Origin of the sequence: Streptococcus mutans (assembly GCF_006739205.1) — a bacterium.
Taxonomy (GTDB): domain Bacteria; phylum Bacillota; class Bacilli; order Lactobacillales; family Streptococcaceae; genus Streptococcus; species Streptococcus mutans.
This window is the reverse complement of sequence record NZ_AP019720.1, coordinates 324,825-348,831: the sequence shown is the minus strand read 5'-3', so window position 1 is coordinate 348,831 and position 24,007 is coordinate 324,825. Positions and strand designations below refer to the sequence as shown.

General features: G+C 36.6%; 24 protein-coding genes. 9 read left to right on the top strand and 15 right to left on the bottom strand.

Annotated elements, in window-relative coordinates; translation table 11 throughout:
* Positions 1-18: 18 nt before the first annotated feature.
* The 4 genes from secA to FNL60_RS01825 form a co-directional block, all read right to left on the bottom strand.
* Complete coding sequence (secA, locus tag FNL60_RS01840) at positions 19-2,538, bottom strand: preprotein translocase subunit SecA (protein WP_002265003.1); 2,520 nt, start codon at positions 2,536-2,538, stop codon at positions 19-21.
* Positions 2,539-2,714: 176 nt separating this feature from the next.
* Complete coding sequence (gene manA, locus FNL60_RS01835) at positions 2,715-3,665, bottom strand: mannose-6-phosphate isomerase, class I (RefSeq protein WP_002280421.1); 951 nt, start codon at positions 3,663-3,665, stop codon at positions 2,715-2,717.
* A gap of 168 nt (positions 3,666-3,833) precedes the next feature.
* The gene (scrK, locus tag FNL60_RS01830) at positions 3,834-4,715 is read right to left on the bottom strand and encodes a fructokinase ScrK (RefSeq protein ID WP_002280420.1); all 882 of its coding nucleotides are present in this window, start codon (positions 4,713-4,715) and stop codon (positions 3,834-3,836) included.
* Between the two features lie 199 nt (positions 4,716-4,914).
* A complete protein-coding gene (locus FNL60_RS01825) occupies positions 4,915-6,909 on the bottom strand; it encodes a sucrose-specific PTS transporter subunit IIBC (protein ID WP_002280419.1) in 1,995 nt (664 codons plus the stop codon).
* A gap of 195 nt (positions 6,910-7,104) precedes the next feature.
* Between FNL60_RS01825 and FNL60_RS01820 the strand changes: the two genes are divergently transcribed.
* Complete coding sequence (locus tag FNL60_RS01820) at positions 7,105-8,544, top strand: sucrose-6-phosphate hydrolase (protein WP_002274039.1); 1,440 nt, start codon at positions 7,105-7,107, stop codon at positions 8,542-8,544.
* A gap of 2 nt (positions 8,545-8,546) precedes the next feature.
* The gene (locus FNL60_RS01815; protein ID WP_002280418.1) at positions 8,547-9,509 is read left to right on the top strand and encodes a LacI family DNA-binding transcriptional regulator; all 963 of its coding nucleotides are present in this window, start codon (positions 8,547-8,549) and stop codon (positions 9,507-9,509) included.
* 193 nt (positions 9,510-9,702) lie between these two features.
* Here FNL60_RS01815 and nusB read toward each other — a convergent pair whose 3' ends face one another.
* The 3 genes from nusB to efp are packed head-to-tail and all read right to left on the bottom strand — an operon-like array spanning position 9,703 to position 11,116.
* Positions 9,703-10,131, bottom strand: coding sequence for a transcription antitermination factor NusB (nusB, locus tag FNL60_RS01810; RefSeq protein WP_002262660.1), 429 nt, complete (start codon positions 10,129-10,131; stop codon positions 9,703-9,705).
* Complete coding sequence (locus FNL60_RS01805; RefSeq protein ID WP_002262661.1) at positions 10,124-10,513, bottom strand: Asp23/Gls24 family envelope stress response protein; 390 nt, start codon at positions 10,511-10,513, stop codon at positions 10,124-10,126. The genes nusB and FNL60_RS01805 overlap by 8 nt, the downstream gene beginning before the upstream one ends.
* 42 nt (positions 10,514-10,555) lie before the next feature.
* Entirely contained in the window at positions 10,556-11,116 is a 561-nt protein-coding gene (gene efp / locus FNL60_RS01800) for an elongation factor P (RefSeq protein ID WP_002262662.1), read from the bottom strand.
* 139 nt (positions 11,117-11,255) lie between these two features.
* Between efp and FNL60_RS01795 the strand changes: the two genes are divergently transcribed.
* Positions 11,256-11,960, top strand: coding sequence for an ion transporter (locus tag FNL60_RS01795; protein WP_002264996.1), 705 nt, complete (start codon positions 11,256-11,258; stop codon positions 11,958-11,960).
* A gap of 47 nt (positions 11,961-12,007) precedes the next feature.
* Here FNL60_RS01795 and FNL60_RS01790 read toward each other — a convergent pair whose 3' ends face one another.
* From FNL60_RS01790 to uvrA, 3 genes are all read right to left on the bottom strand, one after another.
* Positions 12,008-12,460, bottom strand: coding sequence for a deoxycytidylate deaminase (locus FNL60_RS01790; protein ID WP_002262664.1), 453 nt, complete (start codon positions 12,458-12,460; stop codon positions 12,008-12,010).
* 161 nt (positions 12,461-12,621) lie between these two features.
* Positions 12,622-13,686: a M24 family metallopeptidase gene (locus tag FNL60_RS01785; protein ID WP_002269076.1), complete on the bottom strand. Its 1,065-nt coding sequence runs from the start codon at positions 13,684-13,686 to the stop codon at positions 12,622-12,624.
* Positions 13,676-16,507 (bottom strand): excinuclease ABC subunit UvrA, encoded by a 2,832-nt coding sequence (gene uvrA, locus FNL60_RS01780; protein WP_002280417.1) that lies wholly within the window; start codon positions 16,505-16,507, stop codon positions 13,676-13,678. Before uvrA ends, FNL60_RS01785 begins: the two co-directional genes overlap by 11 nt.
* 49 nt (positions 16,508-16,556) lie before the next feature.
* Between uvrA and FNL60_RS01775 the strand changes: the two genes are divergently transcribed.
* The 5 genes from FNL60_RS01775 to hdrM all read left to right on the top strand — a co-directional run bounded on the left by FNL60_RS01775 (position 16,557) and on the right by hdrM (position 20,244).
* A complete protein-coding gene (locus FNL60_RS01775; protein ID WP_018110215.1) occupies positions 16,557-16,778 on the top strand; it encodes a hypothetical protein in 222 nt (73 codons plus the stop codon).
* Between the two features lie 399 nt (positions 16,779-17,177).
* A complete protein-coding gene (locus FNL60_RS01770) occupies positions 17,178-18,122 on the top strand; it encodes a magnesium transporter CorA family protein (RefSeq protein ID WP_002262667.1) in 945 nt (314 codons plus the stop codon).
* Positions 18,123-18,403: 281 nt separating this feature from the next.
* Positions 18,404-19,066: a DUF1129 domain-containing protein gene (locus FNL60_RS01765; RefSeq protein ID WP_002265267.1), complete on the top strand. Its 663-nt coding sequence runs from the start codon at positions 18,404-18,406 to the stop codon at positions 19,064-19,066.
* Positions 19,067-19,204: 138 nt separating this feature from the next.
* Positions 19,205-19,561 (top strand): LytTR family transcriptional regulator HdrR, encoded by a 357-nt coding sequence (gene hdrR / locus FNL60_RS01760; RefSeq protein ID WP_002280415.1) that lies wholly within the window; start codon positions 19,205-19,207, stop codon positions 19,559-19,561.
* Positions 19,558-20,244, top strand: a complete 687-nt coding sequence (hdrM, locus tag FNL60_RS01755) for a hdrR negative regulator HdrM (protein WP_002268420.1) — start codon at positions 19,558-19,560, stop codon at positions 20,242-20,244. Before hdrR ends, hdrM begins: the two co-directional genes overlap by 4 nt.
* Positions 20,245-20,251: 7 nt before the next feature.
* Here the strand turns inward: hdrM and FNL60_RS01750 are convergent, their stop codons facing one another.
* From FNL60_RS01750 to FNL60_RS01730, 5 genes are all read right to left on the bottom strand, one after another.
* Positions 20,252-20,971 (bottom strand): TraX family protein, encoded by a 720-nt coding sequence (locus tag FNL60_RS01750; protein ID WP_002280414.1) that lies wholly within the window; start codon positions 20,969-20,971, stop codon positions 20,252-20,254.
* Positions 20,972-21,289: 318 nt separating this feature from the next.
* Positions 21,290-21,529, bottom strand: coding sequence for a 30S ribosomal protein S18 (gene rpsR, locus FNL60_RS01745; RefSeq protein ID WP_000068664.1), 240 nt, complete (start codon positions 21,527-21,529; stop codon positions 21,290-21,292).
* A gap of 29 nt (positions 21,530-21,558) precedes the next feature.
* Complete coding sequence (locus FNL60_RS01740) at positions 21,559-22,053, bottom strand: single-stranded DNA-binding protein (RefSeq protein ID WP_002261867.1); 495 nt, start codon at positions 22,051-22,053, stop codon at positions 21,559-21,561.
* Positions 22,054-22,070: 17 nt separating this feature from the next.
* A complete protein-coding gene (gene rpsF, locus FNL60_RS01735) occupies positions 22,071-22,361 on the bottom strand; it encodes a 30S ribosomal protein S6 (RefSeq protein WP_002261866.1) in 291 nt (96 codons plus the stop codon).
* Positions 22,362-22,516: 155 nt separating this feature from the next.
* Positions 22,517-22,762 (bottom strand): hypothetical protein, encoded by a 246-nt coding sequence (locus FNL60_RS01730; protein WP_002263367.1) that lies wholly within the window; start codon positions 22,760-22,762, stop codon positions 22,517-22,519.
* Between the two features lie 304 nt (positions 22,763-23,066).
* On the opposite strand from FNL60_RS01730, the gene FNL60_RS01725 reads away from it, so the two are divergent.
* The gene (locus FNL60_RS01725) at positions 23,067-23,270 is read left to right on the top strand and encodes a hypothetical protein (RefSeq protein WP_002280327.1); all 204 of its coding nucleotides are present in this window, start codon (positions 23,067-23,069) and stop codon (positions 23,268-23,270) included.
* The last annotated feature ends 737 nt before the right edge of the window (positions 23,271-24,007 follow it).

Genomic DNA, 24,007 nt, shown 5'->3' with positions numbered 1-24,007 from the left:
TTTTATCCTTCTAATTCATTAAAATCGCTTGCGTCCATGGCAGTTTTTAAACTTCTTACCTGAACCACATGGACATTTATCATTACGGCCCACATTCTTAAAGATTGGATCCTGAGGAGAAATAGTAGACTGTGCTGAGATATTTTGCTCAGCTGTCGTCCTACTTTCAGTTTCTTTCTCACGTTCTTGTTCATGAATCTGCGCCTTCATCATGGTACGTGTCACATCAAATTCAATAGCACCAATCATATCTTGGAACATCCTGAAACCTTCTGATTGATATTCAACAATAGGATTATTCTGCGCGTAACCACGTAAACCAACTGAACTGCGCAGTTGATCCAGAGCATCAATATGATCTGTCCATTTATTATCAACAACCATCAAGATCAACACTTTCTGGAACTCTCGAACAGCCTCTTCATCACGAAGTTTAGCAATTTGACGGTCATAATTTTTAAGAGCTGCATCATAGAGCAGATCCTTAATATCTTCATAGTTTAAATCTTCTATATCATGTAAACTGATAGTATCTTCTGGTAAAAGATTTGTTTTAGCAAAGTTAAGGATAGCATCTAGGCTTTCCTTACGATCCAATTGACTATGAGAGTCCACTGTGCGTTCAATTGTTCGCTTAATCATAGCCTTAATCTCTGGGGCAAGGTCACGTTCTGCTGTGATAACATCGTAACGCTCAGCATAGATAATCTCACGCTGTTCACGCATAACATCATCATATTGAAGAACTTGCTTACGAGTATCATAGTTGTTTCCTTCAACACGTCTTTGAGCTGATTCAACTTGATTGGTTAGCATGCGTGATTTAATCACCACATCATTATCTTCCTCAATAAACCGATCAAGAAAAGCTTTGATACGCTCGGAACCAAAACGACGCATTAATTCATCTTCTAAAGAGAGATAGAATTGTGACTCACCAGGATCACCCTGACGGCCAGAACGTCCACGTAATTGATTGTCAATCCGACGGCTTTCATGACGTTCCGTCCCAATAACACAAAGACCGCCGAGCTCACGTACACCCTCGCCCAACTTAATATCAGTACCGCGTCCTGCCATGTTGGTGGCAATGGTAACAGCACCACGTTGACCCGCATTCATAATAATCTGAGCTTCTTTAAAGTGATTTTTAGCATTAAGAACTTCGTGAGGAACACCTGCTTGAACTAGCATTTTCGAAATCAAATCTGATGTTTCGACAGCAACAGTACCAACCAAAACAGGCTGTCCCTTTTCATGGCGTTCCTTAACATCAGCAACAACAGCTCTAAATTTTGCTTCAAGTGTTGGGTAGAGCAAGTCCTGATGATCAATACGGGCTACCGGACGATTGGTTGGAATGGGAATAATGCGCATATTATAAATTTCACGAAATTCCTCTTCTTCTGTCTTCGCAGTCCCCGTCATTCCCGCTAACTTTTTATACATGCGAAACATATTTTGATAGGTAATGGAAGCACTGGTTTTAGACTCATCCTGAATTGGTACCCCCTCTTTTGCTTCAATAGCTTGGTGGAGACCATCCGAAAAACGACGCCCCTCCATTGTACGACCAGTAAATTGGTCAACAATTAAAATTTCCTGTTCTTCACTAACCACATAATCAATATCAAGTAACATAATGTAGTTAGCGCGCAAAGCATTGTCAATATAGTGGGTCAAAGCCACATTATCAATGTCGTAAAGATTTTCTAGATGGAAATACTCTTCTGCTTTATCAATTCCTGAATCTTTTAAGCCAATCGTTTTAGTAGGCGTATCAATAGCATAATCATCTTCTGATAGGGTTTTTACAAAACTATCTGCACGATGATACAGCTGATTGGTTTCTGTGCTAACAGGTCCTGAAACAATTAATGGCGTTCTAGCCTCATCAATTAGAACAGAATCCACCTCATCAACTAAAGCAAAATTAAGTGGCCGCTGTACCATATTTTCTTTGCGAACAACCATATTGTCACGAAGATAGTCAAAACCAATCTCAGCATTAGTTGAATAAGTAATATCACAGTTATAAGCTTCACGTTTTTCACTAGAAGACTTGGCCGCTAAATTAATTCCAACAGACAGTCCCAACCATGAATATAATTCTCCCATTTCAGTTGCATCACGTGTTGCTAGATATTCATTAACAGTAACAACATGAACGCCCTCGCCAGCCAAGGCATTAAGGTAAACAGGCATGGTAGCCGTTAAGGTCTTCCCCTCACCAGTGCGCATTTCTGGAACGTCGCCATGATGAAGGACAACACCGCCCATGATTTGGACACGATAAGGATAGAGACCTAAAACGCGTTTTGAGGCTTCACGAACAACAGCAAAAGCCTCAGGAAGTAAATCATCCAAGGTCTCACCATTTTGATAGCGTTCTTTAAATTCGTCAGTCTTTGCCTGAAGTTCTTCGTCTGAAAGTGCCTCCATTTCATTAGCATAACCTTCAACTTTTTTTGCTATTTTTGTTAACTTTCTTACTTCGCCTTTATCATTTTCAATGATAGTGCGTAGAATATTTGCCATTCGTTATCCTTTCGATAGTATTATCATTTTATTTTATCACAAATAGCAGGCACATTCAAGAATTTATCAGCCGTTTCAAAAGCTAATAAAGAGGCAGAAACTTTTCTGCCCCATAGCTTTATCTTATCTTTACAACTTAGTTAATTCAACTGGAATCTTATTATCAAACAGACTCTTTAACATTCATTGGAATGGCTGGCAATTATTTCTAAATCACCATCAAATTGCCAAGATTTAATAGTATTAGGAAGAATAAGATGATCTCCCTTTCTTAAGGCATATTGTTCTAAACCAACCGTAATACGACCTTGTCCAGCAAGGACACTCACCAAAAGGTAAGGAACTGTCTGCTGCATTTTGACAGAACCACTAATCTGCCATTTATAGACAGTAAAGAAAGGGCTGGAAACCAAGACCGTTGTTTCAAGGTCTTGTAGAGATAACCAAGCTGGCGTCGCATTTGCCGGCTTACCAATTGTCAAAACATCAATTGACTGTTCAATGTGAAGAGCTCGTTTTCGTCCTTGATCATCTTTACGATCAAAATCATAAACGCGGTAGGTCGTATCACTTGACTGCTGTGTCTCCAAAATCATAATTCCCTTACCAATGGCATGCATAGTACCACTAGGAACATAGAAGAAATCTCCAGCTTTAACAGGAATCTTTGTCAAAAGGTGATCCCAATCGCCCGCGGCAATCATTTGACGCAATTCTTCTTTAGATTTAGCTTCGTGTCCATAGATAATTTCAGCACCTTCATCAGCTGAAATGACATACCAACATTCTGTCTTTCCTAACTCACCTTCATGTTCCAAAGCATAAGCATTATCAGGATGAACTTGAACACTAAGCCAATCGTTGGCATCTAAGATTTTAGTTAAAAGCGGAAAAACAAAACTCTTGCTATTGCCGAACAGTTCTTTATGCTCTGCATATAATTCATCTAAGGGGACACCTTTATAAACACCATTTTTAACAATAGACACTCCATTAGGATGCGCAGAAATCGCCCAATATTCTCCCGTCGTTTCACTAGGAATGTCATAACCAAATTCTTTTCTGAGCCGATTGCCGCCCCAGATTTTTTCATGCATTTGTGATTGTAAAAACAAAGGTTCTGCCATAGTGTTCTCCTTTCTGTTTTTCAATATACCACTATCTAGTTTCAGAGGAAATCAAGAGTAATTATATTCACTTCATTATCCTCATAAAATGAAAATTTCGTTCACGTAAATTCTAACAGTTTAATATTGAATATTAGAAGGTGCTTTAATCTTCCAATTCATTTTTAATTAACGCGCTGCTATCTTTTTAGCTAAAGCGAGATTTCCCAATGTTGCTGAACCATTTTCTGCAATAGCTGGTGTCACAATATAATCCTTAACATTTGGAACTGGAAGATAGTCATTCAAAAGTGAAGTAAATTTTTCACGAACCCGATTGAGCATATGTTCTTGTGCCATAACGCCTCCGCCAAATACAATAACTTGCGGACGATAAAGAACAGTCGCCTGAATAGCCGCCTGAGCAATGTAGTATGCCTGAATATCCCAAACTTCTGAGTTTTGCTCAATTAACTCACCACGAATACCAGTACGAGCCTCTAAGCTAGGACCCGCTGCAAGTCCTTCTAAACAACCTTTATGGAAAGGACAGGTGCCTACAAAACCATGATGAACATCATTGGGATGCGGAGCCATGTAAACGTGTCCAGCTTCCGTATGTCCCATACCGCCAATGAATTCGCCATTTTGAATAGCCCCTGCTCCAATGCCTGTTCCAATAGTATAATAAACCAGACTTTTAACATTTGAACGAGCAATTGTTTCCCCATAAGCAGAAGAATTAACATCTGTCGTAAAGTAAAATGGAATTTTAAAATCTTTAGAAATTAAGCCGACAAAATCAACGTTAGCCCAGTTTGGCTTTGGTGTTGAAGTAATGTAACCATAAGTGTCTGAATTTTGATCAATATCAATAGGGCCAAAAGAACCAATGGCAACACTGGCTAAATCAGCTTCAAATTTTTTAAAGAAAGCAACTGTTTTTTCTATTGTTTCATAAGGTGTTGTTGTTGGGAACTGAACTTTTTCTAAAATTTGAAAATTTTCATCACCTACAGCACAGACAAATTTTGTTCCGCCAGCTTCAATGCTGCCATATAATTTAGACATAATAAACCTCTTATATTTTACTTAACTTACCAAATCAATTTTTGGATTTGAATACCCTTAATCTGCCCTTAAGGACTACTTAACATTATATCATAATTTGCTAAGTTTCAAGTATTAGTTAGCCAAAAGGCTTTAATACTATTGTTACTGAATCTTTTAAGCAGTCAAAAAGACCTTACGGTCTTTCTGATAATATTTCTTATTTTTTAACTTCAAGTAAGCTATCACCTACGGCAACAGTTCCTGAGGAAGCGAGGGTTTCAACTGACACATAATCAGCTGTATTAGTAACAATGAACATTGTTGTATTATCAAGACCAGCTTCTGCAATCTTGTCGCTATCAAATGTTCCGAGAACATCACCTTTTTTAACTTTTTGATCTGCTTGAACTTTTTGTTCAAATCCTTTACCTTCCATTGATACAGTATCAATACCAATATGAATAAGAATCTCCGCACCATTGTCTGATTTAATGCCATAAGCATGGCCAGTATCAAAAGCAATTTGAACAGTCCCATCAACCGGTGCATAAACTGTATTACCACTAGGTTTGATAGCAATCCCCTTACCCATTGCTTCACTAGAAAAAACAGGGTCATTAACAGAGGTTAATTCAACAGCTTCACCAGCAAGAGGAGCCGCAAGAACTTCATCAGTAACTTGTGCCTTATTTGCTGCAGAAGCAGCTTCTTCTGGAATTTCCTGCGCTTCTTCAATAGCTTCTTCGACAGCAGCTTCAGCAGCAAAGACATCAACAGCCTTCGTCTTACCATAGCCATAAGTTACTGCAAAAGCTATAGCAAAACTGATTAATTCACAGACTACATAAAATGGAATAGAACTTGCCTTAATAGAAAGGAAACCAAGAAAACCTGCCGAACCAAGAGAAACCGCTACAACTTGAAGTAAGCCCGCAATTGCTGCAGCACTAGCTGAGCCAATCAGAGCACAAAAGAATGGAAAACGATATTTCAAATTCACCCCAAAAAGAGCAGGTTCTGTAATACCAAGAAGCGCTGACACACCTGAAGAAGATGAGAGACCTTTCATCTTCTTATCTTTTGTTAAGAAGTAAATTGCAAAGGTTGCTGCACCTTGTGCGACATTGGCCATTGAAGCTGTAACAAAGATAAAGTCACCATGACCAGTACCATTTTGGAAAGCTGAAATGAGTTGGGTTTCAATAGCTGGGAAACTTTGATGGAGACCAGTCATAACTACAGGTGAATATAGAGCACCAAAGACACCCATACCTAGGAATCCCGTTGCATCATACAGCCATACGATTCCATTTGTAAGCCAGTCAGAAACTTCTTTCATAACAGGACCAATAACGATAAATGTCAAAAATCCAGTAATAATAACTGACAATAAAGGTGTAAAGGTAAAGTCAACTGCTGAGGGCAATCTCTTATGGAAAAATTTTTCTAAGATAGATAAAAGCCATACAGCCACAAGTACTGGAATCACTTGATAAGTATAACTTGCCTGAGTAACATGCAACCCAAAAATATTCCAAAATCCTGTATAAGCACCAATAGTAGCAGCCTTTGAAATTGGAGCATTAGCTGCTAAACCAATGATATTTGCTGCCCCCGGTGCGACCATAATCATGCCGATTGAAGCTCCTAAGAATTGGTTAGCACCAAAACGTTTAGCGGCTGAAATCCCAACCAAAATGGGCAAGAACCAGAAAGGCGCTGCTGACATTAATTGAATCATGTCAGACGAACCCTTAATAATCGGGAATTGTTGAACCAGTGACTTAGTACCAAATAAACCTTCTGAAGTTAAAAAGTTATTTAAAGCCATTAAGAGACCGCCTGCTACCAAGGCAGGGATAATTGGTACAAAGATATCAGACAACAGTTTGATCAAAGCCATAATAGGATTGAACTTTTTACCACTAGCAGCAATCTTTTTCAAATCATCTGTTGAGACTTCTGTTAAACCTGTTTGTTTAATAATTTCATCATAAACAAAGTTAACATCACCAGGGCCAATAATAACTTGATATTGACCATCCGTTTTAAAAGTTCCCTTGACATCAGCATTTTTATCCAACGCTTTTTGATCTACTTTACTGTCATTTTTTAAAACAAGACGAAGACGTGTCGCACAGTGAGCGGCAGCTACAAGATTATCTTTACCAACAGCTGTGATGACTTCACTAGCTACTTTGCCATAATCCATTTGCAAAAAACTCCTTAATAATTATTTTGTTTTGAAAGCGTTTTTTTACTTTCCACGTTATTCATTTTATCATTTTTTTCCAATATGTCAATCGTTTTACATAAAATTCTTTTTTGCAACAAAAGATTGATTTTTAGAAAGAAAACGTTTACTATATTAGTATGTAGATAAACTATTATTAGGAGTAGATAAACGATGAATTTGCCTCAAAATATCAGATATCGCCGCTATCAAGATTGGACTGAAGAAGAAATAAAAAGTATTAAAACCAATGTAGCTTTGTCTCCTTGGCATACAACGTATCATATAGAACCTAAAACAGGACTCCTTAATGATCCAAACGGTTTTTCCTATTTTAATGGAAAATTTAACCTTTTTTATCAAAATTGGCCATTTGGAGCAGCTCACGGCTTAAAATCTTGGATCCATACTGAAAGTGAAGACTTAGTCCATTTCAAAGAAACAGGTACAGTCCTTTATCCCGATACTCCCCATGACAGCCATGGTGCATACTCGGGCAGTGCCTATGAAATCGGTGATCAGCTTTTTCTCTTTTATACAGGAAATGTCCGAGATGAAAATTGGGTTCGTCACCCACTTCAAATCGGAGCTTTTATGGATAAAAAGGGCAATATCCAAAAATTTACTGATGTCCTTATTAAACAGCCAAATGATGTTACTGAACACTTTCGCGATCCCCAAATTTTTAATTATAAAGGACAATTTTATGCTATTGTTGGAGCACAAAGTCTAGATAAAAAAGGATTTATCAAACTCTATAAAGCTGTTGATAATGATATTAAGAATTGGCAAGAAGTTGGTAATCTAGACTTTGGCGGAAGTAAATCTGAGTATATGATTGAGTGCCCAAATCTTGTTTTTATAAACGAACAGCCTGTCCTGATTTATAGTCCTCAGGGACTCAGTAAATCTGAATTAGATTATCATAATATTTATCCTAATACTTACAAAGTATGTCAATCGTTTGACACAGAAAAGCCTGCCCTAGTTGATGCATCGGAAATTCAAAATCTTGACTTCGGATTTGAATGTTATGCTACCCAAGCTTTCAATGCTCCCGATGGCCGTGTTTATGCTGTCTCATGGATTGGGTTGCCAGATATTGATTATCCAAGTGATTCATACGACTATCAAGGAGCTTTGAGCCTCGTCAAAGAGCTAAGCCTTAAACACGGTAAACTCTATCAATATCCCGTTGAAGCTGTTCGTTCATTACGTTCTGAAAAAGAAGCAGTCACTTACAAGCCAGAAACCAATAATACTTATGAATTAGAGTTAACTTTTGACTCTTCATCAGTTAATGAATTGCTCCTTTTTGCTGATAATAAAGGCAATGGTTTAGCTATTACAGTTGATACTAAGATGGGAACCATTCTGATCGATCGCTCTAAAGCAGGGGAGCAATATGCCTTAGAATTTGGAAGCCAACGTTCTTGCTCTATCCAAGCAAAAGAGACTGTTGTCAATATTTTTGTTGACAAATCTATTTTTGAAATTTTTATTAATAAGGGAGAAAAAGTTTTTACTGGACGTGTTTTTCCAAATGACAAACAAACTGGTATTGTGATTAAATCTGGAAAGCCAAGCGGTAATTACTACGAATTGAAATATTAACTATGGTTGCAAAATTAACAGATGTCGCAAAACTCGCTGGCGTAAGTCCAACAACCGTTTCACGCGTGATTAATCGAAAAGGCTATCTCTCTGAAAAAACAATTACTAAAGTACAGGCTGCCATGAAGACTCTAGGATACAAGCCTAATAATCTCGCTCGCAGCCTTCAGGGGAAATCTGCCAAGCTAATCGGACTTATCTTCCCTAATATCAGTCACATCTTCTATTCTGAACTTATTGAATATTTAGAAATAGAGTTGTTTAAACATGGCTACAAAGCCATTATTTGTAACAGTCAAAATAATCCCGATAAAGAACGAGATTATCTCGAAATGTTAGAAGCCAATCAGGTTGATGGCATTATTTCCAGTAGTCACAACCTCGGCATTGATGATTATGAGAAAGTTTCTGCTCCTATTATTGCCTTTGATCGTAACTTAGCACCCAATATTCCCATCGTCTCTTCTGATAATTTTGAAGGCGGACGAATGGCCGCAAAACTTTTAAAAAAACACGGCTGCCAACATCCCATTATGATCGCTGGAAAAGATAATTCTAATTCTCCGACAGGACTGCGACAATTAGGCTTTAAGTCCGTCTTTGCTCAAGCACCTATTTTTCATCTATCTGGAGAGCTGTCCATCATTCGTAAAGAAATGGAAATAAAAGTAATTCTCCAAAATGAAAAACCTGATGGTATCTTTTTGTCCGATGATATGACAGCTATTTTAACAATGAAAATTGCTAACCAGTTAAACATTACCATTCCCCATGAACTTAAAATTATTGGGTACGATGGAACACACTTTGTTGAGAACTACTATCCTTATCTAACAACTATTAGGCAACCTATTAAAGATATCGCACATCTTTTGGTAGACGTATTGCTAAAGAAAATTGAACACCAAGATACTCCTAAAGATTATATTCTCCCCGTTGGTCTTTTATCAGGAGAAAGTGTTTAGAATCAAAAGGTTTATTTAGGTTTGTCTTTTGTGGGTTGATTAAAAGTCCTTACCTAATTAATGAGCATCAGTTCAATGTCAATATTTAATCAACTTTGCGCAAAAGAATAGACATACAATTCTTAGTTTTAAATTCAAAAAGAAGAGGTAAGATTTAAGCCTAAAATCTTACCTCTTCTTTTATCAGCCCTTATTATTTTCTTTCAAGCACAAACTGACTTAAAACGCCATTAATAAACTTACTGGATTTCTCATCTGAATACTTTTTTGCAATTTCAATAATTTCATTAAGAGCAACACGTTCTGGTGTTTCCTTATGATATTTAATTTCGTATAAACCTAAACGCAACAGGCTCTTATCAATCAAAGTCAATCGAGAAAGCGTCCAGCCAGATTTTAGATGAATAGAAATATTCTTATCTATTTCCCTTCTACAATCAGATACACCTTGTATTAAAGTCAGTAAGAAGAGAGGAAGTTCAGCCTCTTCCTCTTCATTTTTATCATAAGTATAAGCAAATCTTGCTGCTGTTAAATTATCGCCACCAAATTCCAAAGAAAAAAGTGCTTGAAAAGCACGTTCACGAAGATCGCGCCTAGAGTCCACAAATACATTAGTCATCAAGAAAATCCTCATCAAATAGGTTTTTCATATCAGGTTTGGGTGTTTTTTCCGGCACAATGCCAACCACATGAATATTAACTTCAGAAAGATTCACTTCAGCCATATCATAAACGGCTGTTTTGACTGCCCGTTGAATTTCCATGGAAACAGCAGGTACATTGATCCCATATTGTAGGTAGACATAGATATCTGCACTAACTGTTCCGTCTTCTTCTGTTTTGAGATAAACACCTCGACCGTGAGCAACTTTACTAAGACTATCCGTCACTGTTTTATTGTGAAGCGAATGAACACCTTCAACTTTCGTTGTCGCAACACCTGTAATCACTTCAAGTACACGTGGGGAAATAACAATTTCGCCAATCATTTCATTTTCCATCAAACTTGTCCTTTCTAATAAATTCATCCAAAACTGTTTTCCTTAGGCACGGGAAACGTAGGTTCCCTCAGCGGTATTAATAACTAATTTCTGACCAACTTCAATAAAGTCAGGTACATTGACAACAAGACCTGTTTCAAGTGTCGCTGGTTTACCTGAACCTGTTACAGTAGCCCCTTTGATAGATGGCTGCGTATCAGTAACAACCAATTCAACAGTTGTTGGTATGGTAACGCCGATAACCTCTGAACCATAGAATTGAATTTTAACTTCTGAATTCTCAAGGATAAATTTTAATTCATTTTCAATGTTAACGATTGGAATTTCATACTGCTCATAGTTTTCGGTGTCCATAAAATAAGCAGTGTCATCCATTTGATAAAGGTATTGAGCAGGACGTGTTTCGATAATAGCTTGTTCAAATTTTTCTTCCGGACGATAAGTTGTATCAAAGGTTGAACCTGTGCGAACATCACGCAATTTCATACGCATAACTGTATTGCCTTTACCTGGTTTATGGTGGCTGGCTTCAAGAACTCTGATTAATTTTCCGTCTGTTGTTTCAAAAGTCATACCAGCCTTAAGCTTACTTGCTTCAATCATTTTTTACTATACCTCTTTATAAAATATTATCATCTCATTTTATCATAATGTCCTCGTATTCTCAAATTTTTCTTAGATTAAAAAAACGGTGAAAAGCTAAATATGATATAATGGAGTGAAAAGGAAAGTTCGATATATTATGAGACAAACGATCTATGAGATAATTGATTCAAAAGACAACGATAGTACTGTTGGAAAGTGTTACAACGCTTTTATGATTTTGACAATCAGCTTTAGTTTACTGCCACTTACTGTTAAAACTGACAGCGAATGGAAATACAATATTGATAACATTACATCCTTGCTTTTTCTTATTGATTATCTTTTAAGATTTTGTACTGCAGATTTTCATCTAAACAAGGGAAAACTGTCATTTTTGTATTATCCTTTTACGCCACTTGCTATTATTGATTTACTCTGCTTATCTCCTTCAGTTTTACTATGGAACAACAGTCTCAAATTATTAAAGATTATACGTTTTACACGGATGCTGCGACTTTTTAAAATCATTCGCCATTCCAAAAATATTACTATTATTCTTAATGTTTTAAAAAAACAAAAAGATTCTCTAGTTATTGTTGGTATTTTTTCTTTAGGATATATTTTTCTATCGGCTTTAATCATTTTTAATGTAGAACCCAATACATTTCCCAGTTTTTTTGACGCCATTTACTGGGCAACTATATCTTTAACCACGGTGGGATATGGAGATATCTTTGCTGTCTCAACTATCGGTAAAATCATTACTATGTTTTCATCTCTCATTGGTGTTGCTATTGTAGCTCTTCCTGCTGGCATCATTACAGCAGGGTATATGGAAGAAATCCAAAACCATAAAAAATAGGAAAAGCTCTTAGAGTGTCGTTTATATAACTCTAAGAGCCTTTTTAATTACTTTTCACCTAATTTCACTCTCGGTACATCATGTTGTACGTATTCCACTTCTTTTTGCGTCATGAGTTCAATAGCAAAGGGATGAATACGATAAGCTGTATTATAGGTAATTTTTTTGACGCCTGCCTGTAAGAGAGCCTTAGTGCAATTAATGCAAGGAAAATGCGTGACATAGATTTCCGTATTATTGGCAGAAATCCCTTCCTTAGCACATTGAATCAAGGCATTCATTTCGGCGTGAACTGTACGGATACAGTGCCCATCTTCCATTTCATGTCCAACATCATCACAATTGTCTGTATCAGCCACACCACCATTGTAACCCGTTGCAATAATTCGATTATTTTTAACCAATACAGCACCGACATAGGCACGATTGCAGGTGGAACGTTTAGAAATCAACTCTGCATTTGCCATAAAATAATCTTGCCAAGAAAGTCTATTCGTCATATTTATTCCTTTCTCATTATCATTTTTTGATCCATTGTTTCAAATATTTAAAGATTTTCACCAATTTACGACTTATTAAATAGAAAAAAATTAGTTAAGACACTGCAATCACGACTTTACTGACCATGGTAAAGCAAGGTTTTATTACAATATTTTTCTATCTACTTTAAAATAATTAACTCTTTAGGAGCTAGGGTCAACACTTCACAACCATCCTTAGTTACAAGGAGATCATCTTCAATGCGAACGCCATACTTGCCATCTAGATAAATACCAGGCTCATCTGTGATAACCATACCAGATTCAATTCTGCCTTCAACGTTACCAAAATAAGGTATTTCGTGAATATCCAGACCAATACCATGACCGATGCCATGCGTAAAAGCCTGTCCATAACCTGCTGCTGCAATCACATCACGCGCAGCCTTATCATAATCACGACGTGTCATTTTGGGCCTAAGTATATCAATTAAAGCACGATTAGAATTCAGGACAATATCATAAATAGTGCGTTCCTCATCAGTCGGAACACCAATATGGATAGTACGTGTCATATCACTGACATAGTGGTTATAATAACAGCCAAAGTCCATGGTCAACATTTCGCCCAACTGAATCACTTTATCACCGGCCACTCCATGAGGAATAGCAGAACGGTAACCTGATGCAACAATAGTTTCAAAGGATAGGCCGCTTGCACCATATTTTCGCATACGAAAATCTAAAAAATTAGCCACATCCAACTCAGACGTTTGCCCCGGTTTGATAAAATCTAAGACATCTGCAAAAGCACGATCAGAAATTTGACAGGCACGACGAATAGCTTCAATTTCATCAGTATCCTTAATCATGCGTAACTCTTCTACAAAATTCGTCAGAGCAAGTAAACGATAATCCGCAAAAGTCGCTGCCAATTCTTGATAATAAGAATAAGTAATAGCACTCTCAAAGCCAATTACTGAAAGCTTATCGGCTTTGATTATTTTAACGATTTCTGCAAGTGCTGAACGTGTTTCGATAATATCAAAGTCTGTGATGGTTTGCCGAGCAAGCAAACTATAGCGAGCATCGGTTAGGAAAAGACGGCGATTTTTACTGATAAAAACTGTTCCTGCTGTTCCCCAAAAGCCTGTTAGATAATAAACATTTTTTTGGCCAGTTACCAATATAGCTTCAGCTGGCGATTGAGATAACTTTTCCTCAAATGTTATCAATCTATCTTTCATTTAGTCTTCCCTTCAAATACTGTCCTGTATAGCTTTCCGTCATCTCAGCTACTTGTTCTGGTGTTCCAGTTGCTATGACTTGACCACCACCAACACCGCCTTCCGGTCCCAAGTCAATAATATGGTCAGCTGTTTTAATGACGTCCAAATTATGCTCAATGACAAGCACAGTATTGCCATCATCAACAAAGCGCTCTAAGACTTTAAGAAGTCTAGCAATATCATCTGTATGGAGACCAGTTGTAGGCTCATCAAGAATATAAAAACTCTTACCCGTTGAGCGTTTATGCAGTTCAGAAGCCAACTTCATGCGCTGCGCTTCCCCACCTGATAAAGTGGTCGCTGGCTGTCCAAGAGTTACATAGCCAAGACCAACATCCTTAATGGTTCGAATCTTGCGAGCAATTTTAGGAATCGGTGCAAAAAATTCTGCTGCATCATTGACTGTCATATTAAGAATTTCTGCAATATTTTTGTCCTTGTAATGAACTTCCAAAGTCTCACTATTATAACGCGTTCCATGACAGACTTCACAAGGCACATAAACATCTGGCAAAAAGTGCATTTCAATTTTGATAATGCCATCACCTGAGCAGGCTTCGCAGCGTCCGCCTTTAACATTGAAAGAAAAACGTCCCTTCTTATAACCGCGAATTTTAGCTTCATTGGTTTGAGCAAAAAGGTCACGAATATCATCAAAGACACCTGTATAGGTGGCAGGATTGGATCTTGGTGTACGGCCAATTGGGCTTTGATCAATGTCAATTAAACGATCAATATGTTCAATTCCTGAAATAGACTTGTATTTGCCTGGCTTTTCAGAATTACGATTGAGTTTTTGAACAATGACTTTTTTTAAAATACTATTAACCAGTGTTGATTTACCAGAACCCGAAACACCTGTAACGGCAATAAATTTTCCAAGAGGAAATTTGACATTAATGTTTTGCAGATTGTTTTCTGCTGCTCCTTTGATTTCAATGAAACGGCCACTCCCTTTACGACGATCCAAAGGTACAGGAATTTTTTTCTTACCAGATAAATACTGTCCAGTAATAGACTTTTTATTTTTAGCAACTTGCTTTGGGGTGCCTGAGGCAACAATTTCACCACCTAAAGCACCTGCTCCCGGTCCAACATCAACCAGCCAATCAGCTGCCATCATGGTATCTTCATCATGTTCGACAACAATCAAAGTATTCCCCAAATCTCGCATTTTCTTAAGACTGGAAATAAGGCGGTCGTTATCTCTTTGATGTAAACCAATGGAAGGTTCATCCAAAATATAAAGTACACCGCTTAAATTAGAACCAATCTGAGTTGCTAGACGAATGCGTTGGCTTTCGCCTCCTGATAGCGTTCCTGCTGAGCGTGATAAAGTCAAATAATTAAGACCCACATTATTAAGGAAAGTCAGACGATCCTTAATTTCCTTGACAATGGGTGTTGCAATGGTTTTTTCATTTTCCGACAGTTCCAAATGAGTCAGCAAACTCAAGTGATCCGCAATGGATAGCTCAGATACCTGACCAATATTTAGGCCTTCTTCGCCGCCAACCCGTACACTAAGAGCTTGATCATTGAGTCGATAACCATGACAGGTTGCACAAGGCAGCTCATTCATATAGCTGCGCATGACATTACGTGTGAAATCACTATTAGTTTCATGATAACGGCGGCTAATATTGCTAATAATGCCTTCAAAAGGAATATCAATATCCCTGACACCGCCAAAATCATTTTGATAATGAAAATGAAATGCTTTGTCACCTGAACCATGTAAGACGAACTTTTTATCCCCATCTGATAAATCTTTCCAAGGTTTATCCATATCTACACCAAAAGCATTCATGGCTTGCTCTAGCATCTGCGGATAATAGTTTGAAGAAATAGGATTCCAAGGAGCCAGCGCTCCCTCTCTCAAAGTCTTATTCTCATCTGGAATAACCAAGTCCAAATCGACTTCTAATTTAATCCCTAAACCATCACAGGTAGGACAAGAACCAAAGGGTGCATTAAAAGAAAAGAGACGCGGTTCCAATTCTGGAACAGTAAAACCACAAACAGGACAAGAATAGTGTTCTGAGAAAATCAATTCATGATCATCCATAGTATCAATGATGACATAACCATCTCCCAAATGCAAAGCTGCTTCAATGGAATCAAACAAACGTCCTCTAATACCATCCTTTTGCACGAGACGATCAACAACCACTTCAATGTTGTGCATTTTATTTTTTGAAAGTTCAGGAACTTCTGCTACATCCATAATGTCGCCATCTATACGCACACGAACATAGCCATCTTTTTGAATGCGATCAAATACTGCCTTATGTTGACCTTTTTTCCGCCGAACAACAGGTGCTAAAATCTGCATTCGTGTCCGCTCAGGCAAGATCAAAACTTGATCAACAATTTGCTCTACTGAAGAAGCCGTGATAGCACCATGACCATTTTTACAATAAGGAATACCAACGCGTGCATATAATAATCGGAGATAATCATTAATCTCTGTAACTGTACCAACAGTAGAACGTGGATTTTTACTGGTTGTCTTTTGGTCAATGGAAATAGCAGGGCTAAGACCATCAATCGAATCAACATCAGGCTTATCCATATTTCCTAAAAACTGTCTAGCATAAGCCGATAAACTCTCAACATAACGGCGTTGCCCTTCGGCGTAAATGGTATCAAAAGCCAGACTGGACTTTCCTGAACCCGATAAGCCCGTCATGACAATCAACTTATCACGCGGAATTTCCACATCTATATTTTTTAAGTTATGAGCACGCGCTCCACGAATAATTAATTTATCTTGCATAATTAAGATACCAAACCGTTAAACACTCCAAAGGAAAATAGGAAAATTGGTGACGAAACAATACGTTTCTAAGAAACTTTATCTTTTTCCACAAGAGTATAGGCAGGTTCAATTCCTTTCTAATGATATAAAGGGACGATTCGGCTTGCCGAAAATTTTCGTCGAAAATAAGAAACTGATGCCGTATGATTGCACACTAAAGTTTATCTTTTTTCATAGAAAATTAGTCCCGTATTCCAATCCTTTCTATAATACAAAGGGCATAAAATAAAGTACAAAGGGAAAAAAGATTAATGATGAGTTGATAAAACTCAAGGAAACCTACCTTTTTTCACATAGTGTTAAACTCGTGTTCTATCCTCTCAAAAGAATACAAAGTTTCTAAAAAGCGACTGAATTTTAGAAAAGCAATGCAATGCTGTATGCTTTGCATACCAGACATTTACTCCTTAAGGCAATCCTCTTTGTAAATCAATGTAAGTCGAAAAAAATATGTCTCTAAATTTCGAGCATTTAGAACATCATCTAAACTTTTCTCGCACTTATTAAGTCCATAAAATCAATTTACATTCTATTATAACAAATTTTTCTACTATTACCTGTCCCAAAAAACTGAGAATTGTAGTATAATAGAACGGTATGTATCAATTAATGAAAAGGAGGGCTTGTCATGAAGCAAATGTTTCTTTCAACAGCAACCGAATTTAAAGAAATCGAAACATTCGAGCCAGGTGCTTGGATTAATTTGGTCAATCCCTCCCAGGAAGAGTCTTTACAGATTGCTGAAAGGTTCAATATTGATATCACAGACTTAAGAGCACCGCTTGATGTTGAAGAAACCTCACGTGTTTCTGTTGAGGATGATTATACTCTCATTATTGTTGACGTTCCCACACCAGAAGAACGCAACAGCAGAAGTTACTTTATTACAATTCCTCTTGGTATTATTGTCACAGAAACAGCTGTTATTACGACTTGTTTAGAATCTTTGACTCTCTTTGACAATTTCTGGAGCCATCGTATTCGTAATTTTTATACTTTCATGAAGACACGTTTCGTTTTCCAGCTCCTCTATCGCAATGCCGGACTTTACCTAACTGCCCTGCGTTCTATTGATCGTCAAAGCGATAAAATTGAAGCTCAGCTGGAAAAAGCAACACGCAATGAACAGCTAATTGACATGATGGAATTAGAAAAATCAATTGTCTACCTCAGAGCCTCTCTAAAACTTAATGAACGAATCGTTAAAAAGCTCTCCAGCAATACATCCAGTCTCAAAAAATATGTGGAAGATGAAGATTTGCTGGAAGATACTTTAATTGAGACACAACAGGCCATTGAGATGGCAGGTATCTATGAAAATGTCCTTAATGTTATGACTGAAACTTCTGCTTCAATTATTTCTAACAACCAAAATACTATAATGAAAACTTTAGCTCTGATGACAATGGCTTTAGATATACCAACTGTCATTTTCTCTGCTTATGGTATGAATTTTCAAAATAACTGGTTACCACTAAATGGATTGAATCATGCTTTCTGGTATATCGTCTTAATTGCAGCAGCAATGAGTGCTATTGTCGTTATTTATTTCATTCGCAAAAAATGGTTTTAACTGGGTTAGAATGTCGGATACTTAAGCATCTCGCCATTCTACGGCATCCGCTATTAGGCGGTATGCCTAACCCACTTACTTGCGCAAGGAAGAGAATAGTATCGATTCTCTCCCTTGTGCTTCGTAACTTCCTTTATATTGTCGGATGCTTAAGTATCCGACATTCTACAGCATCCGCTATTAGGTGGTAAGTCTCATCCGCTTACTCAAAATACCCAAGTATAAAGTATATTCATTAAATTATTTTTATCACACTATTTCACAAACAGGAGAAAACACTCATGGATGTACAAAATCTTACTAAAAAAAATCAAGAATTCATCAATATTGTAACACATCAATTACTCCAATCAGGTAAATCCGATGAAGATATTCAAACTATTCTCGCCAAGACTTTACCTGAAATTATCGAAAAACAAAAGCAAGGAATCCCCGCACGTTCTTTTTTGGGTGCACCAACTGCTTGGGCAGCTCAATTTATTGAAACAGAACAAAACAAGTCAACAGCTTCTGCTCCTAAAAATACAAATCCCTGGCTTATGTGGCTAGATACTTCCCTCTTCTTCCTTGCTGTTGTGACCTTAATAACAGGATTTTTAAATTTTTTTAGCAAACAAGCACCTACCTACGGGATTGTGACACTTACCTTTCTTGGCTTTGGTGGCGGTGCTATCATGTTTTTAACTTATCACTTTTTCTATCGCTACTCAGGAATGCCTAAAAGTGAACGTCCTAGTTTTATCAAATCATTTGGGATCTTAGCATTCTTCATGATTTTTTGGATGTTTCTTTATGCAGCAACAGGCTTCTTACCAGCTTTTCTCAATCCCAAAGTTCCAGGCTTCGTCTTGCTTGTTATTTGTGCCCTCGCTTTTGGTATTCGTTATCTGCTTAAGAAAAAATATAATATTGAAAATGCTTTGGCTCCTCAACAAAGAAAATAAACATTTATTACTAATGGTTACCTCTTAGACATTAAAAATGACCACTTAATAGAAAAGTGGTCATTTTTAACCTTTTTATGCTATAGTTAATACATGGAGACAAGATACATTTTTGATGACAAAGTGGCGCCCGGTGTTATGGAGATTCACTTAAATCCTAAACATCAGTCAGTAGAGGTCTTTTTAGAAAAGGAAATTTTCTTTTTAAATATTAGAGATATTCTCTTTATTGAAATCAACAATCGGAAAACTTATGTTCATACTAATGATAAAATTTACAAAAGCCATTTGCTTCTGCGCGATTTCAAAGAAATTTTACCTGATTATTTTCAGCAAATTGGCAAGAGTCAGATTGCCAATAGCCTTGAAATTTCTGCCATCAATAAGTCTTTCTCCTCTACCCCCAAAATTAGTTTTAGACATTCATCCAAAACAACTTGGGTATCTCGTAAATACTACAAAGAATTACTTATGAAAAAAAGGAGTTTACTATGAAAAAAAATTATTTTTGGTACGGTCTGCTTGGGCTTCTCGCACTTTACCTTATTACTATTGCTTTTATCCCGGGATTTCATATTTTCTTTAGCAACATGTTGATGTTGGCCCTGTTCTTTATGTTAATAGCTTTGAGTAACAGGAGTATCTTCTTTTTCTTTCTAGCCTTAGGTTTTCTTAGTATCTACTTGAAAGATATCTTTCATTTTGACTATTCTACCGGACCGCTTTTTACGGGTATAATCATTATCGGCGTTATCTTAAATAGTTTCCTCAAACCACACTATTCTTATTCTTATAAAGGAAATCATTATTTTAATATGAAACAAAATGCTAACTACATTGATAACGAAACAGATGTCTTTTTAAAAACACTTTTTTCTGAAAATACCAGTTATGTGACTTCTCAAGAATTAAATAAAATTATTATTGATACTAAGTTTGGAGAACAATCTGTTGATCTCTCTCAAGCTCAATTTATGACAGATTCTCCCGAAATTCATATAGATATTAGCTTTGGTGAAACCAATCTGCGTATTCCAAACAACTGGAAAATCATCAATAAAACTCACTCCCCCTTTGCTTCCATTTCATTTTCAGGTTTTCCTAGCACAAATGGTGATTTTATTAACGTTACATTGACTGGAACAGTGGCTATGGGATCTCTAAACATTCAATATTAATGATATCTTACACCTTTATTAGTAAATAATGCATGATAGCTAAAATCCAAAGGTGAGCGGGATAAAAAACATAGAAGAAATATTGGCTGAATTTGTTTTTAAGGCCCTGCTGACCATTATAAAGGAACAATAAAGGAATAATCGTAACGAAACAAAAGTCAGGATTCAAAAGTATTAAATTTGTCAAACTCTCTTGAGAGGAAGAAGGCATTGGAATACCTACAATTGTAAAGAATAGTAGTACCGATAAAGCTAAATACCATAAATTGCGACGCAATGAATTGGAAAAGTTCAAGTAAGTAATCAGCATAAACGGTAAAACAACATCTCCTCCTTCAGTAAAGATCAATCCTAGCAACAGAACCGAAACCGTCACAATAATCTTTGTCACCTTGTGTTCTATTTTTTGATAAAGCCAAAGCATGGTAACTCCCAAGGCTAAGGTCAAGAAGATATTATGATAAGCAGCTACTTGAGGTTTATGCAGCATAAAATTGATAAGATTATTTCCCAAAAACATCAATCCTGCCGCTATATACAAGCGCATGAGATACTTTGTGATATCCTTCGTATAAAAGAATCCTTCAACAGCTAAATAAGCGAAACCAACTGCCACAAAACGTGTCAAGATATGGAGCCAAATCCCCATCTCTTCTGAAACCAAAAAATCAATATGGTCTAGCATCATAAAAGTAGCTAGAAATAATTTGAATTGGAACCTGTTCATTAGTCTGCCCTCCTTTTCACTATTAGTATAGTTGAAAAATGACAGCCCTAATCTTACAGTCTTTGTACTATAACTTACAATTTTGTAAATAAACCACTGCGTCAAACATTTGATGTTGCACAGATTGAAGGAGTTTGAGACTTTTGTCCCAAACTCTTTGACATTTTGAATCAGACTGAAGACAGTCTTGTTACCCTTGTCCTTTTCAAGTTTTTAGAAGACAAACTAAAAGGACTCAGCCCTGTGCAATACAGGACTAAATCCTTTCAATAATTTCTTGTCCAACTTTTTGGGGTCAGTACAATTAGGGTCTTTTTATTAATCTTCATTTACAAAAGGCATAAGTGCCATTACGCGAGCACGTTTGATAGCTGTTGTTACCTTACGTTGATTCTTAGCCGAAGTCCCTGTCACACGGCGTGGAAGAATCTTTCCACGTTCTGAAACAAAACGACTAAGCAATTCAGTATCTTTGTAATCAACATATTCAATTTTATTTGCTGCGATATAATCAACTTTTTTACGGCGTTTGAATCCGCCACGACGTTGTTGAGCCATGTTGTTTTTTCTCCTTCTTTATATTTTTCTTAAAACGGAAGATCATCGTCTGAAATATCCATAGGATTTGAATCACCAAATGGACTTTCATCTCTAGCAAAGTTTGGCGTTTGAGATTGTGAAGAACCTTGGGAAGAAAAATTATTTCCGCCAAAGTTATTGTTACCACCAGCATTATAACTGTTTGATTGACCTTCACGTGTAGCACGACTTTCCAAAATTTGGAAATTATCCGCAACAACTTCTGTGACGTAAACACGCTGACCTTGTTGGTTTTCATAATTGCGGGTCTGGATTCGACCAGTAATGCCTAAAAGAGTCCCTTTTTTAGCCCAGTTAGCTAAATTTTCAGCTTGCTGACGCCAAATCACGATATTAATGAAATCAGCTTCACGTTCACCATTTTGATTTTTAAAATTACGGTTAACCGCAAGGGTAAAAGTTGCCACAGCTTGATTACTTGGGGTGTAACGGAGCTCAGCATCACGAGTCATGCGACCAACTAGTACTACATTATTAATCATAAACTACCACAACCTTCTTAAGCGTCAAGTTTAACGATCATATGACGAAGAATGTCATTATTGATTTTTGATAGACGGTCAAACTCGTTAAGAGCATGGGCATCTTCAGTTTCAACATTAATGACATGGTAAAGTCCTTCACGGAAATCTTGGATTTCATATGCTAGACGACGTTTTTCCCAATCTTTTGATTCAACAATAGTTGCACCATTGTCAGTCAAAACAGCATCAAAACGTGCTACCAAAGCGTTTTTCGCTTCTTCTTCAATGTTTGGACGAATGATATAAAGAATTTCGTATTTAGCCATTGAATTTTCCTCCTTTTGGTCTAATGACCCCAAGTCCTAGCAAGGGGTAAGTGAGGGACACTCACAAAATATTATTATACAGGATTATAGGCCATAATGCAAGAAAAAATGGCTATCTACAAATTAATGTTCAGAATTTAGAATTCTTTTATTTATCACATTCCATTGTTGAAACCTTGAATAAACCCAATAATCATATTAATAGCTGCGATGATAATACCAAGACTGTTCAAAATAATTTCAATCCTATAATTAAATTCCTCTTCTTTATTTTTGTTGATAGCAAGTATAAGTCCAGCGATACCGAGAATTAAACCAACAATCGCTGGAAAAATAGCAAAAGGAAGAGAAAAAATACCAAGTACAAGTGGAGTCAACGATTTTTTAGATTTCTGATTCATTTTTATTAGTCCTTTCTAAAATTTGTCCTATTTTATCACTACTATATAAACCTGTCAATGACCTTTTATTTTAATAACAGCTAAAACCATCCTCAAATCTTGAGAAATTCTTAGAATAAAAAAGCTAAAAGAAAAGCATTGTATGCATATATTGACTTTCAATCAGTAAGGTTTTTAACTATTAAGTTAATAAAAATGATCAGAAATTTATGTTCTTCCTATCAATTAAATTACTTTTTTGTTTGAAGTTGATTAGGAAAAGTTTAAGTGCTAAAATGTTATTTTTTAATATAAAGAAAGTTTTATGGATTCACTAGTATTTGAAGAATTTGAAACATTGGGAGCAGATTATCTTACACAAGTAAATGGTTCTGGACTAGGTTTAAGTTTATTGTACAGAGCCGCATATACGACTAGTGAAGCTTTCTCTTACAGATGTGCTGGTGCAGATATTGGATCTTTAGGTTTAGGCTGGCGAGGTCACGACGCTTGGCGGAGCCATGACTGACGCTGTAATAGGCGGATTTGAAAGGGTTTTAGAGGCTGGGCACAAGAGTATGCTATGTAATGAAAAAACTTTATCTTTCAATAATAGTGATGCTTATCGCATCAGCTAGCTTTTCAACTTTAGCAAGAATCAGTACAACAACTCCTAGCAAAGCTGTTCGCTGTATTTGTTTCGGACCTTAGTCTCTTAGAATATCGCGTAATAGCGATTTATGCCATTTTTTACTTTAAAATCAAATAGTTGGTTTACATCACTATTAGTTATAAGTTTATAACGGTCAACAAACTTATTTGCTTTTCTAAATTTGTATACCTTCAATATAATTAAGACCCCCAACAATCTACACGCTCATCGCTGGGGGTCTCTTATTATTTTGTTTTACAATTAAAGTGTCATTGGACTTCTCCTTTGCACTTTTTGATTTTATAAGGAGTTATTCACTATTTTTATAGCTTTTTCGAATTATTTTTAAAATTGGTAGACCTCCTTTAATATTCTTCTTATTCTTAAGAATCATCAGGTCTTTGAGCTCTCTGACCTAAATATATCTACCTAGACCTTGACTATAACTCTATCTTAATATCGTTGAAGCATTTCCTTACTCGCGAGTTTTCTTGAGAGAGTTGAACAAGACCATCCAATACTTTCTATAAATAAAATACATTTGTCTCTGGTTTCTTGTTCTCCACATTCCTCATTTAGCTTATATTAATTGAATGCTTCTCCATTTTATTCTC